Source organism: Kitasatospora sp. NEAU-69 (assembly GCF_057158765.1).
Genome location: NZ_JBWXUE010000064.1, coordinates 1 through 19,730, shown reverse-complemented (window position 1 = coordinate 19,730; position 19,730 = coordinate 1). Strand labels below are relative to the sequence as shown.

11 protein-coding genes are annotated in these 19,730 nt (G+C 73.2%); 7 read left to right on the top strand and 4 right to left on the bottom strand.

Features of this window, described 5'->3' with window-relative positions; all coding sequences use genetic code 11:
- The 5 genes from AC060L_RS36660 to AC060L_RS36640 all read left to right on the top strand — a co-directional run.
- Positions 1-566: phosphopantetheine-binding protein (locus tag AC060L_RS36660; RefSeq protein WP_483803328.1), on the top strand; the 566-nt coding region annotated here is incomplete at its 5' end.
- 332 nt (positions 567-898) lie between these two features.
- Positions 899-2,041: a glycine amidinotransferase gene (locus tag AC060L_RS36655; RefSeq protein WP_483803327.1), complete on the top strand. Its 1,143-nt coding sequence runs from the start codon at positions 899-901 to the stop codon at positions 2,039-2,041.
- A gap of 252 nt (positions 2,042-2,293) precedes the next feature.
- Complete coding sequence (locus tag AC060L_RS36650) at positions 2,294-3,631, top strand: preATP grasp domain-containing protein (protein WP_483803326.1); 1,338 nt, start codon at positions 2,294-2,296, stop codon at positions 3,629-3,631.
- Entirely contained in the window at positions 3,624-4,010 is a 387-nt protein-coding gene (locus AC060L_RS36645) for a hypothetical protein (protein WP_483803325.1), read from the top strand. Before AC060L_RS36650 ends, AC060L_RS36645 begins: the two co-directional genes overlap by 8 nt.
- Positions 3,967-4,806 (top strand): hypothetical protein, encoded by an 840-nt coding sequence (locus AC060L_RS36640; RefSeq protein ID WP_483803324.1) that lies wholly within the window; start codon positions 3,967-3,969, stop codon positions 4,804-4,806. Before AC060L_RS36645 ends, AC060L_RS36640 begins: the two co-directional genes overlap by 44 nt.
- Positions 4,807-4,834: 28 nt before the next feature.
- Here AC060L_RS36640 and AC060L_RS36635 read toward each other — a convergent pair whose 3' ends face one another.
- From AC060L_RS36635 to AC060L_RS36625, 3 genes are all read right to left on the bottom strand, one after another.
- Positions 4,835-6,097 carry an MFS transporter gene (locus AC060L_RS36635; RefSeq protein ID WP_483803323.1) on the bottom strand — a complete coding sequence of 421 codons (1,263 nt, stop codon included), beginning with the start codon at positions 6,095-6,097 and terminating at the stop codon, positions 4,835-4,837.
- Between the two features lie 3 nt (positions 6,098-6,100).
- Positions 6,101-7,795 (bottom strand): 2-succinyl-5-enolpyruvyl-6-hydroxy-3-cyclohexene-1-carboxylic-acid synthase, encoded by a 1,695-nt coding sequence (gene menD / locus AC060L_RS36630; RefSeq protein ID WP_483803322.1) that lies wholly within the window; start codon positions 7,793-7,795, stop codon positions 6,101-6,103.
- Between the two features lie 341 nt (positions 7,796-8,136).
- Complete coding sequence (locus tag AC060L_RS36625) at positions 8,137-9,498, bottom strand: MFS transporter (protein ID WP_483803321.1); 1,362 nt, start codon at positions 9,496-9,498, stop codon at positions 8,137-8,139.
- A gap of 199 nt (positions 9,499-9,697) precedes the next feature.
- On the opposite strand from AC060L_RS36625, the gene AC060L_RS36620 reads away from it, so the two are divergent.
- Positions 9,698-17,002 carry an amino acid adenylation domain-containing protein gene (locus AC060L_RS36620; protein WP_483803320.1) on the top strand — a complete coding sequence of 2,435 codons (7,305 nt, stop codon included), beginning with the start codon at positions 9,698-9,700 and terminating at the stop codon, positions 17,000-17,002.
- Positions 17,003-17,121: 119 nt separating this feature from the next.
- The gene (locus tag AC060L_RS36615) at positions 17,122-18,108 is read left to right on the top strand and encodes a TauD/TfdA family dioxygenase (RefSeq protein WP_483803319.1); all 987 of its coding nucleotides are present in this window, start codon (positions 17,122-17,124) and stop codon (positions 18,106-18,108) included.
- 70 nt (positions 18,109-18,178) lie between these two features.
- Here the strand turns inward: AC060L_RS36615 and AC060L_RS36610 are convergent.
- The coding region (locus AC060L_RS36610) for a lantibiotic dehydratase (protein ID WP_483803318.1) at positions 18,179-19,730 on the bottom strand (1,552 nt) is incomplete at its 5' end.

Sequence of the window (19,730 nt, the reverse complement as noted above, 5' to 3'; positions counted from 1 at the left end):
TGGCCCAGCACCCGGGGATCCGCGCGGTCGCGGTGGTGGCCCGGGACGTGCAGCCGGGGGACCGCCGGCTGGTCGCCTACCTGGTCCCGAACGGCGACGCGGCGCCGGACGTCGCCGAACTGCGGGCGTACGCGGGCGCGCGGCTGCCCGAGTACATGGTGCCATCGCTCTGGTCCACGCTCCCCGAACTGCCGCTCACCTCAAGTAAGAAGGTGGACCGCAAGGCCCTGCCCGCCCCGGTCGCCGACCGCCTCGCCGACGAGACCCCGTACGCCGCGCCGAGCGATCCGACCGAGCAACTCATCGCCGAGGCCTGGGCCGAGATCCTGGGCATCGCACGGATCGGCGTGCACGACGACGTCTTCCTGCTCGGCGCGCACTCGCTGCTGGTCACCCGGGTGCTGGCCCGCCTGGTCGCGGTCTTCGGCGTGACGATCCCGCTGCGCCGGCTCTTCGAGGCGACCACCGTGGCGACCCTGGCGGAGGTGGTCCGCGAGGCCGTGGAGGCCGACATCGCGGAGCTGACCGACGAGGAGGTCGCCGAACTCCTGGCTCAGGAGGGGTGATTCCGTCATCCTCAGCACCGCCGGTGCCCTGTCACCCCTGCCCTGTCATCCCTGCCCTGTCACCCCCGCATGCCGGGGTGGCAGGGCACCGGCCGTTTCCGCGGCTGCCGTCGGATGATCGAAAGAGCGGGTGGTCGGGATGCGAAGTTCCAGCCATTGACAGCGGACTGAGGATCCGGCAGATTTTTTGCTGCGACCCGGTCACGTCACCGATCCGGGTTCCTTGACGGCCGAATTACTTCGCCGATCAATCACAACCGGAGCCCAGCAAAGCCGTTTGCGGCTCCCGGCTCACTCTCGCAGACCTGATCACCTAGCTGAAGGTGCCTGCCGTGAAGCTGAACAGCCACAACGAGTGGTCCCCGCTCAGGGAAGTCGTCGTCGGGTCGGCCGAGAACTACACGTCGCACGACCGCGAACTCTCGTTCGACTTGTTCTTCCACGAGAACCTGTTCCGTTCCGACTGGGCCTATCCGCGACTGAACCGGGCGAGCCGGCCGACCGCGGAGGACCGGAGCTGGGGCATCAAGCAGCGTTACGCGGAGGAGCTCCACGAGGACGTCGAGGGCCTGGCCGGCGTGCTGCGCTCGCTGGGCGTCACGGTGCACCGCCCGATGACGCTCGCCAAGGACGCGCCGGCGATCAGCGGCTTCGGCTGGCAGGCGATGCCGGTTCCGCCGCTCAACATCCGGGACAACACGCTGATCCTCGGCGACGAGATCATCGAGACCCCGCCGGCCATCCGCTCGCGGTACCTGGAGACCAGGCTGCTGGAGCCGGTCTACCGGCGCTACTACGAGGCCGGCGCGCGCTGGACCACCATGCCCAGGCCGCTGCTGACCGACCACTCCTTCGACCTGTCGTTCGCGCGCAGCGCCGAGACCACGCTGGGCGGACCCACCGAGCCGATCGGCGAGCCCGAGGCGTCGCCGTACGACGTCGGCTTCGAGATGATGCTCGACGGCGCCCAGTGCATCCGGCTGGGCCGCGACCTGATCGTGAACGTCGCGACCGAGAACCACCGGCTCGCGGTGGACTGGCTGGAGCGGCACCTGCGGGACCGCTACCGGATCCACCGGGCGTACCGGATGAGCGACTGCCACATCGACAGCATGCTGCTCGCGCTGCGGCCGGGCGTGTTCCTGGCCCGCCACGAGGGAATCGCCGACCTGCTGCCCGAGCCGTTCAGGCGGTGGAAGATCATCGTGCCGCCGCAGCCCGACCCGCGGAACTTCCCGTCCTACGACGACGGCGACCTGCTGCTCGCCAGCCCGTACATCGACCTGAACGTCCTTTCGGTCAGCCCGGAAACCGTGCTCGTCAACGAGGCCTGTGTCGAACTGCGCGAGACGCTGGAGCGCGCGGGATTCACCGTCGTGCCGGTCCGCCATCGCCATCGCCGGCTTTTCGGCGGCGGATTCCACTGCTTCACGCTCGACACGGTCCGCGACGGCGGGCTCGAAGACTACCGGTGACCCGGATTTGGTAGGGCCGCTGCCGCGAAGTCGCGGTGTTGAGGCCGCGCTGTGAAGTCGCGGTGCAGAAGTCGCGGTCCTATCACCGAAACGAGCAGAGGAAAGGAGGGATCGCCATGTGGGACGAGATGAACGACACCGAGCACGACTGCTGAATTCCCGTCGCTGAATAACGACGCGGGGCCGTTCGGGTACCACCCTGCGGCCTCGCGTTCCTCCCGTGGACAGCGCCGACCGAAGGAGTGGCAGGACATGAGGGTCCTCATCGGCAATCACATCGACGTGTCGATCCGGCTGCGCAAGGACATGCGGTCCTGGACCCAGCGCATTCTGTGGTTCGCCAGGGACGGTGATCTGATCATCCTTCCCGATGAGCCGGACGAGACCTTCCTGCGCTATGTCACCTCGCTGACCGGGGTGGACCGTTCGTCGCTGACCGTCCTGGTGCCGCCGCCGGGCGAGTACGGCCGCCATCTGCTCGACCCGCCGCGGCTGGCCGACGAGGGATTCCGTCGCGCGGTCGCGGCCAGGATCGCGGAGCCCGCCGAGGTGGAGGAGGTCTTCGCGCTCTGGCCCTCGGCGCAGGTCTCGCGCTTCGCCGAGGCACTGCGGCTCTCCCACAGCCTGCCCGCCGCGGACTTCTTCGCCCAGGGCGGCGGCGAACTCGTCAACAACAAGGCGAACTTCCGCGCCCTGGCCGCTGCGGCCGGGGTGCCGACGGCGCCCGGCGAGGTGTGCCGCAGCCTCGACGAAGCGGTCGAGGCGACCGGGCGACTGCTGGCCACGGCGGCCGCGGTCTTCGTGAAGCAGGCCCACAACGGCGCCGGTTCGGGCAACCAGGTACTGGTCAGCGACGACGCCGTGCAGACGGCGCACGCGGGGGCCAAACACCTGCACCGACTCGCCCCCGGCCCGGCCGGGATCCGCGCCTACTGGCTGGACCGCTGGGACTGGGCCTCGGCCGGCGGGCGGTTCCCGGTGGTGGTGGAGGAGTTCCGGCAGCGGTCGACCTCGGTCTACTCGGAGTACCACGTCGGGGACGGCGGCGCGCGGCCCACCGAGACCGGCACGCTGTTCTACGTCGGGCGCCGGCTCAGCCATCAGGCGGTCCCGCTGCGCGGCCAGCCCGACCAGGTGCGGACGCGCCTGATCGCGCTCGGCCGCCGGCTCGCCGAGGCGTACGGCGCGGTCGGCTACCGCGGCTACCTCAGCGCGGACGCGGTGGTCGAGCCGACCGGCGAGGTGGTGTTCACCGAGGTCAACGCGCAGGTCTCCGGTTCGGCCCACCTCTACGAGGCGATCGCGCACCGGGTCGTCGATGTGTGGCGCCGGCCGGAGCGGACCGTGGTCGAGTACCACTGGCCGGCGCACTGGAAGGTCGTCGGCTTCGACGAGTTCCTGGAGGCGGCCGCCGAGTCGGGCTGCGGCTACGACCCGGTCGAGCGGACCGGGATGATCCTCGCCACGCCCTTCGACGAGATCCGCGGCCTGGTGTTCGCACTCGCGTACGCCACCGAGGAGGCCCGCGACGCGGCCTACCAGAAGCTGGACGACCGCTTCCGCGTGACCGGGGGAGCCGGCGGTGAGTGACCCCGGCGGCTTCGGCCTGAAGAGCGGGCTGACGCTGGCGCTGCTGGCCTGGATGCTCTACGCAGGCTACCTGCGGCGCAAGGGCGGCTTCTTCCGGTGGCCGATGTTCACCAGCCACTGCGCGGTCGTCGCCGAACTGGAGCTGACGACCGCGGACGGGCAGGTGACGGCGGTCAACATGTTCCACCACCTGCCGGCGCACGCTCCCTGGATCACCCCGCGCGAGTTCGACCTGCTGCTGGAGTTCCTCTCCCGGGACGGGCAGGTGAGCGGCCGCGGCACGTTCTACGGGAACGCCAAGACGTTCGACCTGACGATTGTGGACTCCCGTGTGGATGTGGAACGCGCTCGCACACAACTTCGGCACCCTGACCAGTGAGTGGCGCGTCCAGCTGTTCCGGATGCTCTTCGGGCTCGGCTGCCTGTGGAAGTTCCTGGAGACCTTCCGCCACCGGGGTTGGCACCGGTTCGACCCCGGGACCTTCAACCGCTTCCAGCTGGTGCGCCGCAAGGGTGTGCTGGGGCTGCGGATCGCGCAGAGCTACCGGGCGCTGGCGGTGCTGCGCTGCCTGGCGGCGCTCGGCGTGCTGCTCGGGTGCTGGACCGCTGCCTGCCTGATCCTGGTGATCGGCTTCCTGGCCGTCGAGCTGGTCTACGAGCCGCGCAAGCACCCGGTCTACTTCATGCTGAACGGCCTCTACCTGCTGCTGGCCGGCGCCTCCGGTTCGCTGCTGCGGCTGGACGCGACCCAGAGCACGGCCAACACCTGGGCCCAGTGCCTGATCGCGCTCACCACCACGCACCTGTACTGGAACTCGGCCTGGATGAAGCTGCGCTCCGCGCAGTTCCGCTCGGGCCGGGTGCTGGCCCAGGTGGTGCACGTCGCGGAGCGGACCAGGGACCAGGTGAGCTACCGGGAGTACTGTCTGCCCGGCTGGGCCTGGCGGCCGTTCAGCCAGGGGCGGGACGTGGACGTCCGGCGCTGGCGGCTGCTCGCGCTCTCGACGATCGGCGTCGAGCTGCTGCTGCCGCTGGGCCTGCTGTACGGGCCGGTCCGGCTGCTCTGCCTCGGGGTGGGGCTGGGCATGCATGCCGTCTTCACGTTCCTGAAGCCGCGCGGGCTGGTCCCGTTCTCGCTGATCACCGTGGCCAGCTACCTCGCCTTCGCGCCCTGAGCCGGGGCTGGCTACACCTCCGATCGGCTCAGTCGTGCTGCGCGACCAGACCGGCGGCCGGCGCGGAGTACCTGCGCACCGAGGGCATCAGCCCGTAGATCAGCGCGACGCCGCCCAGGCAGGTGATCCCGCCGAGGACGATCGCCCGCTCCGCCCCGAGCAGCGAACCGGCCAGCCCGGCACGGAAGTTGCCCAGCGCCGGGCCGGCCACCCCGATCGACTGGGAGACCGCGTTGACCCGCCCGCGGTAGGCGTCCTCGGTCGACAGCTGGACCACGATGCCCCGGCTGATCACGCTGATGGTGTCGGCCGCGCCCGCGATCAGCAGCAGGCCGACGATGATCCACGACGAGCCGAGCAGCCCCAGCACGGCGATCGAGGCGCCCCACACCATGGCCGCCAGCAGGACCAGCAGGCCGGGCCGGCCGAACGCGGTCACCCGGCCGGAGAGCAGGCTGGAGACGATGCCGCCCACCGCGATCGCCGAGATCATGTATCCCAGGGTCTGCGAGGCGCCGCCGAAGTAGTCGCTGTTCAGCTCCGGCAGCAGCGCCACCGGATAGGCCAGCACGGTCGCGCAGAGGTCGGCGAGCAGGCAGCCGAGCACGGCCGGGCGGCCCGCGAGGTAGCGCAGCCCGTCCGTCATCGCCGACAGGCCAGGGCGCTTCTTGACCGGCGCCGTCAGGTCCGGCAGCCGGTAGACCCCGTAGAGCGAGGCGAGGTAGCTGAGGCTGTCGAGCAGGTAGCAGGCCGTCAGACCGAACCAGGTGGTGAGCCAGCCGGCCAGCATCGGCCCGGCGAGGACGGACCACTGGCTGCTCATCTGGTTCAGCGCGATCCCGGCCGCGAGTTGATCGCTGCCGAGCAGCGAGGGCACGAAGGTGGCCCTGGCCGGCCCGGAGACGGCGGAGAGCACGGCCTTGGCGGCGGCGATCAGGTACAGCAGCAGCATGCTGTCCAGCCGCAGCGCGCTCTGCGCGGTCAGCGCGGCCGAACCGGCGCACAGCCCGAGGCTGGTGAGCAGGACCAGGCGCCGCCGGTCCAGGTGGTCGGACAGGGTGCCGCCGAAGAGTGCGAAGAGGATCCGCGGCAGGCCGATCGCCAGCCCGGTGCCGCCGACCGCGGCCGCCGAGTGCGTGATCGTCCAGCTCTGTAAGAGGATCGCGTACGAGCTCAGCTGGCCGCCGAAGGCGGACAGCGTGGTCCCGGTCCACAGCCGGGCGAAGGCGGGGTTCCCGCGCAGCGGGCTGATGTCGATCAGCGCCCGGGGCGCGCGCCGTGGCCGGGACACCCGTCACCCGGACCTTTCGCAGTCGCGCAGCGCCTCGGCGACGGCCGACTTCGTCGCGCGCAGCAGCGCCGCACTGGCGGCCCGGTCGGTGCGGACCTCCACCAGCCGGGTGCCGCCGCCGGCCAGCGCCGTGGGCAACTCCTCGGCCCGGTCGATGCGTTGGTACGCCCAGCCGGTCGCGGCCGCGACCAGGGAGAAGTCGACGCCGTGCGGAGTGCCGAAGAGCCGCTCGAAGTCCGCTCCCAGGGCGGCGTAGGACATCTGCGAGAAGAGCCCGCCGCCGTTGTTGTTCGCCACCACGATCGTCAGGTCGGGGCGCGGCTCACCGGGGCCGATCACCAGGCCGCCCTGGTCGTGCACCAGCGCGAGATCGCCCAGCAGCGCGAGGGCCGGGCTCGAGCCGCCGCGCTGGTGGGCCAGGGCCAGGCCGACGGCCGTCGAGACGCAGCCGTCGATGCCGCTCACCCCGCGGTTCGCCAGCACCCGCGCGGCAGCTCCCACGCCCATGGTCAGGTCCAGATGGCGGATCGGCATGCTCGACCCGACGAACAGCAGTGCCTGCGGGCCGGCGAGTGCGACGAGGTCGCGGGCCAGGCGCAGTTCGCTGAGCTGCTCGTGCCCGTCCAGCGCCGCGTCCAGCGTCTGCCGGGCCACCGCCTCGTACCGGCGCCACCGCTCCAGCCAGGCGCCGGTGCGCCGCGGCCCGCCCGGCAGCGCGGTGGCCTCGGGCAGCGCGCCGGCCACCCGGGCGGCGGTGCGGGTCGGGTCGGGCCAGCGGTCCGGCGGGGCGATCACCAGGTGCCGCACCCGGGGGTAGAGCGCGAGCAGCTGGCGGACCAGTCCGGGGCGTCCGACCGTCACCACCAGGTCAGGATGCAGCCGTTCGGCCAGCTCCCGGACCGCCAGCAGGTGACCGTAGGTGGTGATGGCGTTCGGTCCGTGCCGGGCGCCACTGGTGGGCCCGGCGAGGACCGGCCAGCCCGCCGCCTCGGCGTACGCCACCGCGCGCTGCGGATCCTGCGCGCCGTCGGCGACGACCAGCAGGCCGCGTTCGGGCGGATCCAGCAGCTCCGGGACGATGGCCGGGGCACCGGTGGGCGCCACGTCCGTCCAGGGGCCGCCGTCCGGACGGCCGTCGAGCGAGTCGATCCACTCCTCGTCGCCGGGCTCGGCGAGCAGCGGCACCCGGAACGGCACGTTCAGGTGGATCGGGCCGCGCCCGCGCCCGGCCGCCAGGCCCCGGCAGACCACGGACCGCCAGTAGGCGCTCATCCCGCGCCGGGGCTCGGCGACGGCGAGTTCGGTCGAGAACCGGACGGCCCCGCCGTACAGCCCGGTCTGGTCGATGGTCTGGTTGACGCCGGTGCCGCGCAGCTCGGGCGGCCGGTCGGCGGTCAGCACCACCAGCGGCACCCGGGCGTGCTCGGCCTCCAGCACCGCCGGGTGGAAGTTGGCCGCGGCCGTGCCCGAGGTGCAGACCACCGGGACCGGCCGGCCGGACGCCTTGGCGAGCCCCAACGCCAGGAAGGCGGCCGAGCGTTCGTCGATCCGCACGTGCAGGCGAATGCCCGGGTGCTGCGCGAAGGCCACCGCGAGCGCGGCCGAGCGCGAGCCCGGCGCGATGACCGCCTCGGTGACGCCGCCCCGGGCCAACTCGTCCACCAGGACCCGGGCCAGGGCGGTGCCGGGGTTCAGCATGCGCCCAGGAGAGGGCCCAGCGGGCGCGGCTCGCCTGGGGCCTGTCCGGGGCCCCCGTGAAGCGCCGTATCCCCGTGGTCGTCCCGAGCGGACATCAGCAGACCCCCTGCGCAGCAGCCGGCGCCCGACCGGTGGGCCGGGCGGCTCACGGTCACCGTACCCACAGTTGCGCTGTGACAGCGGTACGTTGCGCAGGAACCAGCCCTTCGTGACCGCAGTGACTGCCGGGGCGGGGGGGGGGGGGGGGGGGGGGGGGGGGTGGGGGGGGAGGGGGTGGGGGGGGGGGGAGGGGGGGGGGGGGGGGTGTGCGCGGGCCGGCCCGCGCGCCCGCCGGCGGTGGGTCAGGCCGTCGCGACCGCGGCTTGCGCCTGCGCGTCCGCTGCCGGCTCGTCCGCCACAGGCTGGGCGTCCGCGAGGCTCGGGGCGGCGCGGACGGCCGGGCTGAGGGTGGCGACCACGGCGAGCAGCAGCATCCAGGCCGCCAGCACCAGGACGGTCGCGTGCGGGCCCAGCCAGTCCAGCAGCAGGCCGCCGACCAGGGAGCCGAGCGGGACGGCGCCGAAGGCGACCAGGCCGACCGCGCCGAGCACCCGGCCGCGGATCCGGTCGGGGGTGACGGCGAGCTGGTAGGCCGAGGTCACCACGTTCCAGACCGGGCCGACGAAGCACATCAGCGCGTAGACCGCGCCGATCAGGTAGGCGTTGTGCACCAGCAGCAGCAGCGGAACCAGCAGCGCCCAGGCCCAGTTGGACCCGACCACCACGACCCGCATCGACAGCCGGCGCTCCAGCGCGGGCGCCACCAGCGAGCCGAGGACGCCGCCCACCGCCGCGACGCCGAACATCACGCCGATCGCGGCCGAGGAGCCGCCCTTGCCGCCGCCGGCGATCACGATCACGGTCAGGAAGAGCGACTGGAAGAGCAGGTTGCTGCCCGCGATCAGCGCCGTCGTGGTGCGCAGGAACGCGTGGCGCCACAGCCAGCCGATGCCCTCGCCGATCTCGGCAGCGATGCGCCCCCGGGGGCGCTCGCCGGTCCGCGCGACCTGGAAGTCCTTGCGGATCAGCAGCAGCGCGCCCAGCGACCAGGCATAGCTCAGCGCGTCGAAGAGGAACGGCACCGCCCGGCCGATCCCGAACAGGATCCCGCCGAGCGGCTGGCCGAGCATCGCGGCGCCGCGTGCCCGCGCCTCGTTGCGGGAGAGCGCGAGCGCGAGCTGCGAGGAGTGCACCACGTTCGGCACGGCCGCCGAGGCGGCGATCCGGAACGCGACGGTCAGGGTGCCCTCGAAGAACCCGACGGCCAGGATGTGCGGCAGCGAGAGCCGGCCGGCCAGCAGGGCGACGGCGATGCTGCCGATGGCCAGCGCGCGCAGCACGTCGCACCAGATCATCACCCGCTTGCGGTTCCACCGGTCGATCAGCGCGCCCGCCGGGAGCTGGAAGAGCAGTTGCGGCAGCAGCGCGACGAAGCCGGTCAGGCCGGCGTTGACCGGGGAGCGGGTCAGCGCGAGGACCAGCAGCGGGTAGGCGACGCTGGAGGCGTTCGAGCCCAGGCCAGACACCGCCGAACCCTGCCAGAGCAGCAGGAAGTCACGGTTGCGCAGCAGCGACGGCACCTGCTCGGCCGGTGGCACCTGCTCGGTTGACGGCACCTGATCGGTCGGCGGGCCCTGATCGGTCGGCGGCTCCTTCTCAGTCATAGGGCGATGCTGGGCGGCCGACGACCGCCCGGGACAGAGAAGGACCGGCACTCATGTGCGCGGGAACCGCTGCGCGAAGGAGCGCCGCGCTGACTCTGCGCCCGGCCCCGGCCCGCTGTGCAGGCTGAACCCGGCCCCCGGTCAGTCCCCGACCACCCGATTCCGCGGTCGGCCTACCGCGCACACAGGAAGGCGAAGGATGAGCACGAGCTCGATCTCCCGCGCGGAGCTGCTGCAGCGGCGCCTGCAGGGCCTGGCGAAGGCGAAGCGGTCCGACGGCATCGCGCCGGTGGCACGGGACGGCGCGCTGCGCCCGTCGTTCGCGCAGCGCCGGCTCTGGATGCTCGACCGGATGCAGCCCGGCAGCACCGAGTACCTGATGCCGCTGCGGCTGCGGCTGCGCGGCGAGTTGGACGCGGCGGCGCTGCGCCGGGCGCTCGACGAGTTGGCCGCCCGGCACGAGGTGCTGCGCACCCGCTTCGCGACACTGGACGACGAGCCGGTGCAGGTCGTCGACGAGCCGGGCCGGGTCGCGTTCCGCACCGTCGACCTGCGCGGGACAGACCGCGGCACCGATCGCGGCACCGAGCGCGCCGCGGCCGAGCTGCGGGTCGACGAGCTGGTCGCCGAGGACGGCACCCGTCCGTTCGACCTGGCCGCCGAGCACCCGGTGCGGGCGTTGCTGATCCGGCCGGCCGACGACGAGCACGTGCTGCTGCTGACGCTGCACCACATCGCCTCCGACGGCTGGTCGGAGTCCGTGCTGCTCGGCGAACTCGACCGGCTCTACTCGGCGTTCGCAGCCGGCGCGCCCTCGCCGCTGACGCCGCTGCCGGTCCAGTACGCGGACTTCGCCGGCTGGCAGCGCGAGCGCCTCAGCGGCGCCCGGCTCGCGGAGCAGCTCGACTACTGGCGCACCAAGCTCGCGGGCGTGGAGCCGCTGGAGCTGCCGACCGACCGGCCGCGCGGGGCGGTGCGCGACAGCTCCGGCGCGAGCGTCGCGTTCACCGTGCCGGCCGAGCTCGCCGAGCCGCTGGTCACGCTCGGCCGCGCGCACGGCGCGACCCCGTTCATGGTCTTCCTGGCCGCCTTCCAGCTGCTGCTGGGCCGGTACGGCCGGCAGACGGACGTGGTGGTCGGCAGCCCGGTGGCCGGCCGCGACCAGGCCGAGACGCACGAGCTGATCGGTCTCTTCGTCAACTCCGTGGTGCTGCGCACCGACCTCTCGGGCGACGTCTCGTTCACCGAGCTGCTGGCCCGGGTCCGGGAGACGGCGCTGGGTGCCTACGCGCACCAGGAGACGCCGTTCGAGCGGCTGGTGGACGAGCTGGCGCCGACCCGCGACGCGTCCCGCAACCCGATCTTCCAGGTCGTCTTCCAGCTGGCCGGCAACGAGCCGACCGCGCTGACCGGCCTGCGCGCCGAGCAGGAGCCGGTCGGCTGGCAGAGCGCCAAGTTCGACCTCGGCCTCGCGCTCGCCACCCGCCCGGACGGCTCGCTCGGCGGCCAGCTGGAGTACGCGACCGCGCTCTTCGACGCCGCCACCGCGCAGCGGCTGGTCGGCCACCTGCTGCGGCTGCTGGAGAGCATCGCCGCCGACCCGAACGGCCGGGCGAGCGCGCTCGACCTGCTCACCGCCGCCGAGCGCGAGCAGCTCGCGCAGTGGAGCGGCCCCGGCCACCGCTACCCGACCGCGGCCTCGCTGCCGGAGGCGTTCGAGGCCCGGGTGGCGCAGACACCGGAGGCGATCGCGGTCAGCTGCGAGGGCGAGCGGCTGAGCTACGCCGAGCTGAACTCCCTTGCCAACCGGCTCGCGCACCGGCTGCGCGCGCACGGCGCCGGGCCGGACACGCTGGTCGGCGTCCGCCTCGACCGCGGGCTCGACCTGGTGGTCGCGCTGCTCGGCGTGCTCAAGTCCGGCGCCGGTTACCTGCCGCTCGACCCGACCCAGCCGGCCGACCGGCTGGCGTACATGCTCGGCGACGCCGCCGTCACCCTGGTGGTCGCCGCCGAGCAGCTGCCCGGCGTGACCACCGTGCTGCCGCTCGGCGACCTGGCCGCCGTGCCGGACACCGACCCGGCGCCGCTCTGCACCAGTGAGGACGTCGCGTACGTCATCTACACCTCCGGCTCCACCGGCGCCCCGAAGGGCGTCCCGGTGACCCACGGCAACGTGCTGCGCCTGCTGAGCTCCTGCGAGCAGGACTTCGGCTTCGGGCCGGACGACGTCTGGACGCTCTTCCACTCCTACGCCTTCGACTTCTCGGTCTGGGAGCTCTGGGGCGCGCTGCTGCACGGCGGCCGCGCCGTGGTGGTGCCGTTCGCGGTCTCGCGCTCGCCGAAGGACTTCCTCGACCTGCTGGTGGCCGAGCGGGTCACCGTGCTCAACCAGACCCCGTCCGCCTTCCGCGGGCTGGTCGAGGCGGTCACCGAGACCGCCCTGGCACCGGCCGAACTCGCGCTGCGCACCGTGGTCTTCGGCGGCGAGGCGCTCGACGTGGCCGAGCTGGCGCCGTGGTTCGACCGGTTCGGCGACCGCACGCCGGCGCTGGTCAACATGTACGGGATCACCGAGACGACCGTGCACGTGACCTACCGCCGGGTGAGCGCCGCCGAGGTGTCGGCCGCCCGGCGCAGCCCGATCGGCCGCCCGCTGGGCGACCTGCGCACCTACCTGCTCGACGACGAGCTGAACCCGGTACCGGTCGGCGTGCCCGGCCAGATCCACGTCTCCGGGCCGGGACTGGCCCGCGGCTACCTGGGCCGGCCCGCGCTGACCGCCGAGCGGTTCGAGCCCGACCCGTACTCGCCGGTGCCCGGCGCGCGGATGTACCGCACCGGTGACGTCGCCCGGTTCGGCCCGGACGGCGACCTGGAGTTCCTCGGCCGCGCCGACGACCAGGTGAAGATCCGCGGCTACCGGATCGAGCCCGGCGAGATCGAGGCGGCGCTGACCGGGCACCCCGACGTGGAGAAGAGCGTGGTGCTCGCGCACCGCGAGGCCGGCGACCGCGAGGCCCGGCTGGTCGCGTACCTGACCCCGGCGGCGGGCCGCTCGCTCGACGTCGCCGAGCTGCGCGAACACCTCGGCCGCACGCTGCCCGCCTACATGGTGCCCGCGCTCTTCGTGCCGCTGGACGCGTTCCCGGTGACCGCGAACGGCAAGGTGGACCGGCGCGCACTGCCCGACCCGGCGGCCTCCCGGGCCCTGGTCGGCGAGCACGTCGCGCCCCGGAGCCCGGTCGAGCGGCTCGTCGCGCAGACCTGGGCCGAGGTGCTCGGGGTGCCGCAGGTCGGCGTGCACGACAACTTCTTCGCGCTCGGCGGCGACTCGATCCGGGCGATCCGGGTGGTCGGCGCGCTGCGCCCGCGCGGCGTCGAGCTGACCGTGCAGAACCTGCTGGTCCACCAGACGGTCGAGGGCCTGGCCCGGTTCGCCGAGGCGGCGCGCCCGGACGCGGCGGCCAGCGTCGAGGAGCAGCGGGTCGCGCCGTTCGCCCTGCTCTCGGAGGCCGACCGGGCGAAGTTGCCGGCGGAGCTGGCGGACGCCTACCCGCTCTCCATGGTGCAGGCCGCCATGGTCTACCAGATGATCGCGGACCGGGACGAGAGCCCGTACCACAACATCACGCTCTTCCCGTTCGTCGATGACGCGCCGTTCTCGCTGCCCGCGCTGCGCGCCGCCGCCACGCTGCTGGCCCAGCGGCACGAGATCCTGCGTACCAGCTTCGACCTCACCCGCTTCTCCGAGCCGCTGCAGCTCGTGCACGCCACCGGCGACCTGGAAGTCGGCTACGCCGACCTCCGGGAGCTGGACGAGGAGCAGGCCCGGCAGGAGCTGGAGCGGTTCACCGCCCGGACCCGCCGCGAGCCGTTCGACGTCACCCGCGCGCCGATGCTCCGCTTCCACGTGCACCAGACCGCCGAGGACCGCTGGACGCTCTCGTTCATCGAGTGCCATGCGATCCTCGACGGCTGGAGCCACCACTCGCTGATCAGCGAGGTGATGGCCGACTACCGGGCGATCCGGGACGGGCGCGAGGGCGCTGCCCCCGCCGGGCACACCGTCCGGTTCGCCGACCACATCGCGCTGGAGCAGCGCTCGCTGGCCGACCCGGCCGACCGCGCGTTCTGGCAGGAGCGCACCGGCCGCTACGACCGGATCGAACTGCCGGGCGGCTGGGCCGCCGCGCCGGAGGCCGCCGAACTGCCGTACCAGGTCACGGTGTCGTTCCGGGACCTGGAGCCCGCGCTGCGCCGGCTCGCCGCCGCCGCCGGGGCGCCGCTGAAGAGCGTGCTGTTCGCCGCGCACCTCAAGGTGCTCAGCGTGATCGGCGGCACCAACCGGTTCCACACCGGCCTGGTCTGCAACGGGCGGCTGGAGACCGAGGGCGGCGAGGCGGTGCGCGGCATGCACCTGAACACGCTGCCGCTCGGCGTGGAGCTGACCGGCGCCAGCTGGGCCGAACTCGTCGGGCAGGTCTTCGCCGAGGAGGTCGCGGCCTGGCCGCACCGGCGCTTCCCGCTGCCCGAGATGCAGCGCGCCTGGGGCGGTGGCACACCGCTGGTCGATGTGGCGTTCACCTACCTGGACTTCCACGTGCTGGACAGCCGCCAGATCGAGTCGGCGAAGGTGGTGGACGTCAGCCCGAACGAGTTCGGACTGGACGTCTGGACCTTCCCCGGCGTGCTGTACGTCTCGGCCCGGCCCGAGCGGATCAGCCGCGCCAACGGGCAGCGGCTGGCCGCGATGTACCGCAGGGTGCTGGAGGCGATGGCCGCCGACCCGAACGGCGACGCGCGCACCGCCGCGCTCGACGCGGACGAGCGCGCGCTGCTGCTCTCGGTCGCGGCCGGTCCCGACGCCGACTACCCGGACGTCTGCCTGCACGAGCTGTTCGAGCGCCAGGCGGCGCGCACCCCGCATGCCGTCGCGCTGCGCTGCGCCGACGGCGCCACCGTCGACTACGCCGAGCTCAACGAGCGCGCGAACCGGCTGGCGCACCGGCTGCGTGCGCTCGGCGTCGGCCGCGAAGCCCGGGTCGGGGTGCTGCTGCGCCGCGGACCCGAGCTGGTGGCGGCGCTGCTCGGGGTGCTCAAGGCGGGCGCGGCCTACCTGCCGCTCGACCCGGGCCACCCCGCGCAGCGGCTCACCGCGCTGCTCACCGAGACCCGTGCCGAGGTGCTGCTGACTGACAGCGCGCTGGTCGGTCTGGTGGCCGAGAGCCCTGCGCGGCCTGTGCTGCTGGATCAGGACACGCTGATCGCCGAGCAGCCGGCCGAGAACCCGGCGCCGCTCGCGACGCCGGACGGCCTCGCGTACATCATCTACACCTCCGGCTCGACCGGCACGCCGAAGGGCGTGATGATCGAGCACCGCAACCTGGTCAACTACCTCTGCTGGTCGCTCGCGACCTACACGCCGCTCGGCGGCTCGGGCGCGCCGCTGTACTCCTCGATGGCCTTCGACCTGCCGGTCACCTCGCTCTTCCCGGCGCTGCTCTCCGGCCAGGCGGTGACCATCACCGAGGACGACGGCACGCCCGGGATCGACGCGCTGGTCGCGGAGTTGGAGCGCGGCGGCTTCGGCCTGCTGAAGCTCACCCCCTCGCACCTGGCGCTGCTCAACCAGACCCTGTCGCCCGGGGCGCTGCGGAGTGCGGCAGGCCGGCTGATCGCCGGCGGCGAGGAGCTGACCCGGGAGATGGTCTCCAGCTGGGCGCAGCACGCGCCGGACACCGTGGTGGACAACGAGTACGGCCCGACCGAGACCACCGTCGGCTGCTCGTACCTGGAGGGCACGGCCGCCGAGCTCGAAGCCGGCGTGCTGCCGATCGGGCGCCCGTTCGCCAACACCACGATGCGGGTGCTGGACCGGAACCTGGAGCTGGTGCCGACCGGGGTGGCCGGCGAGCTCTACATCGGCGGCGCCCAGCTGGCGCGCGGCTACGTGGAGCGGCCGGGCCTGACCGCCGAGCGGTTCGTGCCGGACCCGTACGCCGCGCAGCCCGGCGCCCGGCTCTACCGGACCGGTGACCTGGCCATCCAACGAGCCGACGGCGTGCTGGAGTTCGCCGGCCGGGTGGACCACCAGGTGAAGATCCGCGGCCACCGGATCGAGGTCGGCGAGATCGAGGCGGTGCTGCACCGCGTCGCCGAACTGCAGGACGTCGCGGTGCGGGTGCAGACGACGGCCGGCGGCGAGAAGGACCTGGTCGCCTACCTGGTCCCGGCCGACGGCACCGAGCTCGACCCGGCCACGCTGCCCGGCCTGCTCGGCCGGCTGCTGCCCGGCTACCTGGTGCCGACCGGCTACCTGCTGCTCGACGAACTGCCGCTCACCCCGAACGGCAAGGTGGACACGGCCGCGCTGCCGGCCTTCACCGGCGCGGCCACCGGCAGCCGCTACCGCGCGCCGGGCACGGCGGTGGAGAACGTGCTGGCCCGCGCCTGGTCGCAGGTCCTGGGCGTGGCGAGGGTCGGGGTGGACGACAGCTTCACCGAGCTCGGCGGCCACTCGCTCGGTGTGATGCGCGTGATCGTCAAACTCCGTGACGAGCACGGGATCCGGCTCTCGTTCCAGGACTTCTACCGGCACCGCACCATCGCCGAACTGGCCCGGCTGGTCACCGACACGACCGGCACGACCGCCGGCGCGGAGCAGACCGACCCGGCCGCCGCCACGCAGACCGCCGACGCCATCGTCTGGCTGCGCCGAGGCGGCACCCGGCCCCCGCTCTTCTGCGTGCACCCCGGCAGCGCGCACTGGTTCGCCCAGCTCGCCGAGCACCTGGACGCCGACCAGCCGGTCGCCGCCTTCGAGTGGCCCGGACTGACCCGGCCCTGCCCGGCGCCCGAGAGCATCGGCCAGATCGCCGAACTCAACCTCGCCGAGCTGCGCCGGATCGCCCCGACCGGCCCGTACCAGCTGCTCGGCTGGTGCGGCGGCAGCCAGATCACCACCGAGATGGCCAGGCGGCTGCGCGCCGCCGGCGAGTCCGTCACGTTCGTGCTGCTCGACCCCGCGCTGGACAGCTACGAGCGGGAGAACATGCACGAGTTCATGGCCAGGTTCCGGCTGGCCGAGTCGCTGCTCGCCGACCTCGCGGTGGCCGCGCCGGACGCGGTGCCGGCGATCCAGCAGCAGGCGACCGCCGTGCTCAACGTGATCGTCGATGACGGCGAGATCGACCCGCCGATCCCCGGTGACGAGTTCTGGCCGTCCCGGGTCCGGGTCTGGCGTGAGCTGCTGCAGACCCGGCTGGACTACCGGCACGAGCCCTACCCGGGGCAGCTGCACCTGATCGCGGGCGACGAGGTGGCCGCCGGCGAGCACGAGGTCGCGCTCGGCGTCAGCTTCGCCGACTACACCGCCCGCTGGTCCGAGCTGGCCAGCGGCGGCCTCGAAGTGCACCGGGTTCCCGGCAACCACCTCGGAGTGCTGCGCGCGCCGCACGTCGCGGTGGTCGCCGAGGTGCTGACCGGGCTGCTCAAGTCCGACTGACCGGAGCTTCGTCGGGCGCGCGGCGCCGGCCCGCCGCAACAGCGGCCGGCCGGCGCCGCGCGCTGCCCGACAACCAGCCTGCTGACCAACAATCCTGACGTCCCGAAGGAAGTGAACCGATGTCGATCGGCCTCGAAGTCGGCGTACCCGCCGGCATGGTGAGCCTGAGCAGAGCGCAGTCGCTGGCGGTCGAGGAGGTCGCCGCCGGGCTGCTGGCGGTGGCCGGCGGCCGGATCGACGACCCGGCCTGGCTGCGCGCGGCGGGTGAGCGCTGGCATGACCTGCCGGTCGGGCTGCGCAAGTCCCTGACGGCGTTCCGGCGCGACAGCGGCCCCTCGGGGGCCTTCGTGATCCGCGGGCTGCCGGTGGACGAGGAGCTCGTCCCCGACACCCCGATGGCGACCGGGTCCGTGCAGCGCGAGGCGACCGTCCCCGCCGCCGCGCTGATGCTGGTCACCAGCGCGCTCGGCGACCCGATCTCGTTCCGGCCCGAGAAGTCCGGCGCGATGGTGCACGACGTCGTGCCGGTGCCGGGCAACGAGGAGTTCCAGGGCAACGAGGGTTCGGTGCTGCTGACCTTCCACAACGAGAACGCGTTCCACCCGCACCGCCCGGACTACGTGCTGCTCGCCTGCCTGCGGGCCGACCACGAGCGGGTGGCCGGCCTGCGCACGGCCTCGATCCGCCAGGTCCGCGAGCTGCTCGCCGACCGGCACCGGGAGGCCCTCTCCAGCCCCGAGTTCGCCACCGCGCCGCCGCCCTCGTTCGGCATGCCGGACGCCGAGCCGGTGCCGCACCCGGTGCTCAGCGGCGCGCCCGACGACCCCGACCTGCTGGTCGACTTCGCGGCCACCGCGCCGCTCACCGACCGCGCCGCCGACGCGCTGCTGGAGCTCCAGGGCCTGTTCGCCGAGCACGCGCTCACCCACTACCTGGCGCCCGGCGACCTGGCCATCGTGGACAACCGCGTGACGGTGCACGGCCGGACCGGCTTCACGCCGCGCTACGACGGCCAGGACCGCTGGCTCCAGCGCACGTTCGCCACGCAGAACCTGCGCCGCTCGCGGGTGCACCGGGCCGGCGACGGGCATGTGCTGGTCGGCTGACGGGCGTTGGTGCGGACGGAAGAACCCCCGGGGAGTTTCCCCGGGGGTTTTCGGTGTGCCTGCCCTGGCTTCAGCTTCCCAGGACGACCAGGCGTAGTTCGCTGGTGTAGCGGTTGCCTTGGTCGTCGGTGAGCCAGGCTTGTTCGGGGGTGGGGAGCATTTCGGAGATGGTGAGGTGGGCGTTGGGGTCTTTGGTGGTGAGGCGGCGGATGGCTTTGGCGAGGATGTTGATGTAGACGGGGCTGTCGAAGTCGCAGAAGAAGGGGCGGGGTTCGGTGGGGGAGACGACGAAGACGAAGCGGGGCAGGCCGGTCTGTTGTTGCCAGTGGCGGGCGCGGACGTAGCGGCGGGCTTCGTTCTTCTCCTGGGCGAAGGCGGTCTCGCTCGCGGTGAAGCGCCAACTCTCCCGGGCCAGCACCATCTTGTCCACCGTGAGGCGCGGCGAGTGGTCGGCCTCGGGGAGGATCTTGCAGAGGTCCATCACCAGCGTCGTGAGCGCGTGGCTGAACACGTCCAGCACGTCGAAGACGGCGCCGTCCGGCAGCCGGACGACGAGTCGGTCGCCCGGGGCCTGTCCGAGGCGTTCCACCACCACGTCGGCGCTCGGCACGGTGCGCGGGCGGTTCGGGTCGGCGGCGTTGTCGAGCAGCGCGATCTGGTAGTCCTCCGGGCGGACCAGTGCGTGCCGGACCCGGCCGGAGAGCCGGGCCTTGTGCTCCTTGGGCAGCAGCGGCATCAGCCGGGGCCCCGGGTGGTCGCGGGTGGTCTGCTCGAACAGCTCGGCCGGCGCGGGGTGCTGGTGGACGAAGAGCGAGGCGCCGAGCGTGTTCGTCGCGACGTGCAACTCGCCGAGTACCAGGGTGAATTCGCCGCGCTCGACGGCGTCCGCGTCGGTGGCGGCGATCATCACGTCCGGGCTGAGGTAGCGCGCCGCCGTCCAGCCGGCTCCGGGCTCGTCGAACTCGGCGCGGACCCGGTCGGCGAGCTGTGCCGAACTCAGCCGCAGCTCGCGCTCGCCGTTCGGCAGGTCTGTGTCCGGCAGGCCTGAGTCCGGCAGGCCGAGGATGCGGGCCCAGCGGCGCCAGAACTCCTGTTGGAGCGCGTCGGCTTCGGCCACCGCGTCGCCGTGCAGGATCGGCATGCAGGCGAACCAGAAGGTGGCGAGGTCCACCTCGCCGCCGGTGCCCTCGTCGTCGAGCCCCGCCGCCAGCCGGTCGTAGACCTGCTCGGCCAGAGTCAGCACCCGTGCGGCCAGCTTGGACGTCAGCCAGTTCGCACTCGTCATCAGCAGGTCCAGCGGGCCGAGCGCGTCGAGTACGGCGCTGCCGACGGTGGCGGTCGCGGAGCGCTCGCAGTCGGCGTAGACCAGTGCCCGGCCGGGGGCGGTACCGGCGCCCTTGGAGCGGGCGGCCGCCGCCGCGGTCAGCTCGACGAAGTCGGCCTCCAGGGCGGCCAGCGCTTCCGCCAACTCATCGGCATTGGTGGCTTCTTGAACGCGGGTGCGGGCGGTTTCGAGGGTGTTGAGTTTGGTGAGTGCTTGGTGTTGGAGGTGGGGGTCGGTGATGTGGTGGAGGGTGGTGCGGAGGTGGTGTTCGGGGTGGGTGGTGGCGGGGGTTTCGAGG

Bases quoted from the DNA above. Each gene is read 5' to 3' on its own strand.
- AC060L_RS36650 (WP_483803326.1), top strand. From the start codon at position 2,294: ATGAGGGTCCTCATCGGCAATCACATCGACGTGTCGATCCGGCTGCGC.
- AC060L_RS36640 (WP_483803324.1), top strand. From the start codon at position 3,967: ATGTGGAACGCGCTCGCACACAACTTCGGCACCCTGACCAGTGAGTGG.
- menD (WP_483803322.1), bottom strand. From the start codon at position 7,795: ATGCTGAACCCCGGCACCGCCCTGGCCCGGGTCCTGGTGGACGAGTTG.
- AC060L_RS36625 (WP_483803321.1), bottom strand. From the start codon at position 9,498: ATGACTGAGAAGGAGCCGCCGACCGATCAGGGCCCGCCGACCGATCAG.
- AC060L_RS36620 (WP_483803320.1), top strand. From the start codon at position 9,698: ATGAGCACGAGCTCGATCTCCCGCGCGGAGCTGCTGCAGCGGCGCCTG.
- AC060L_RS36615 (WP_483803319.1), top strand. From the start codon at position 17,122: ATGTCGATCGGCCTCGAAGTCGGCGTACCCGCCGGCATGGTGAGCCTG.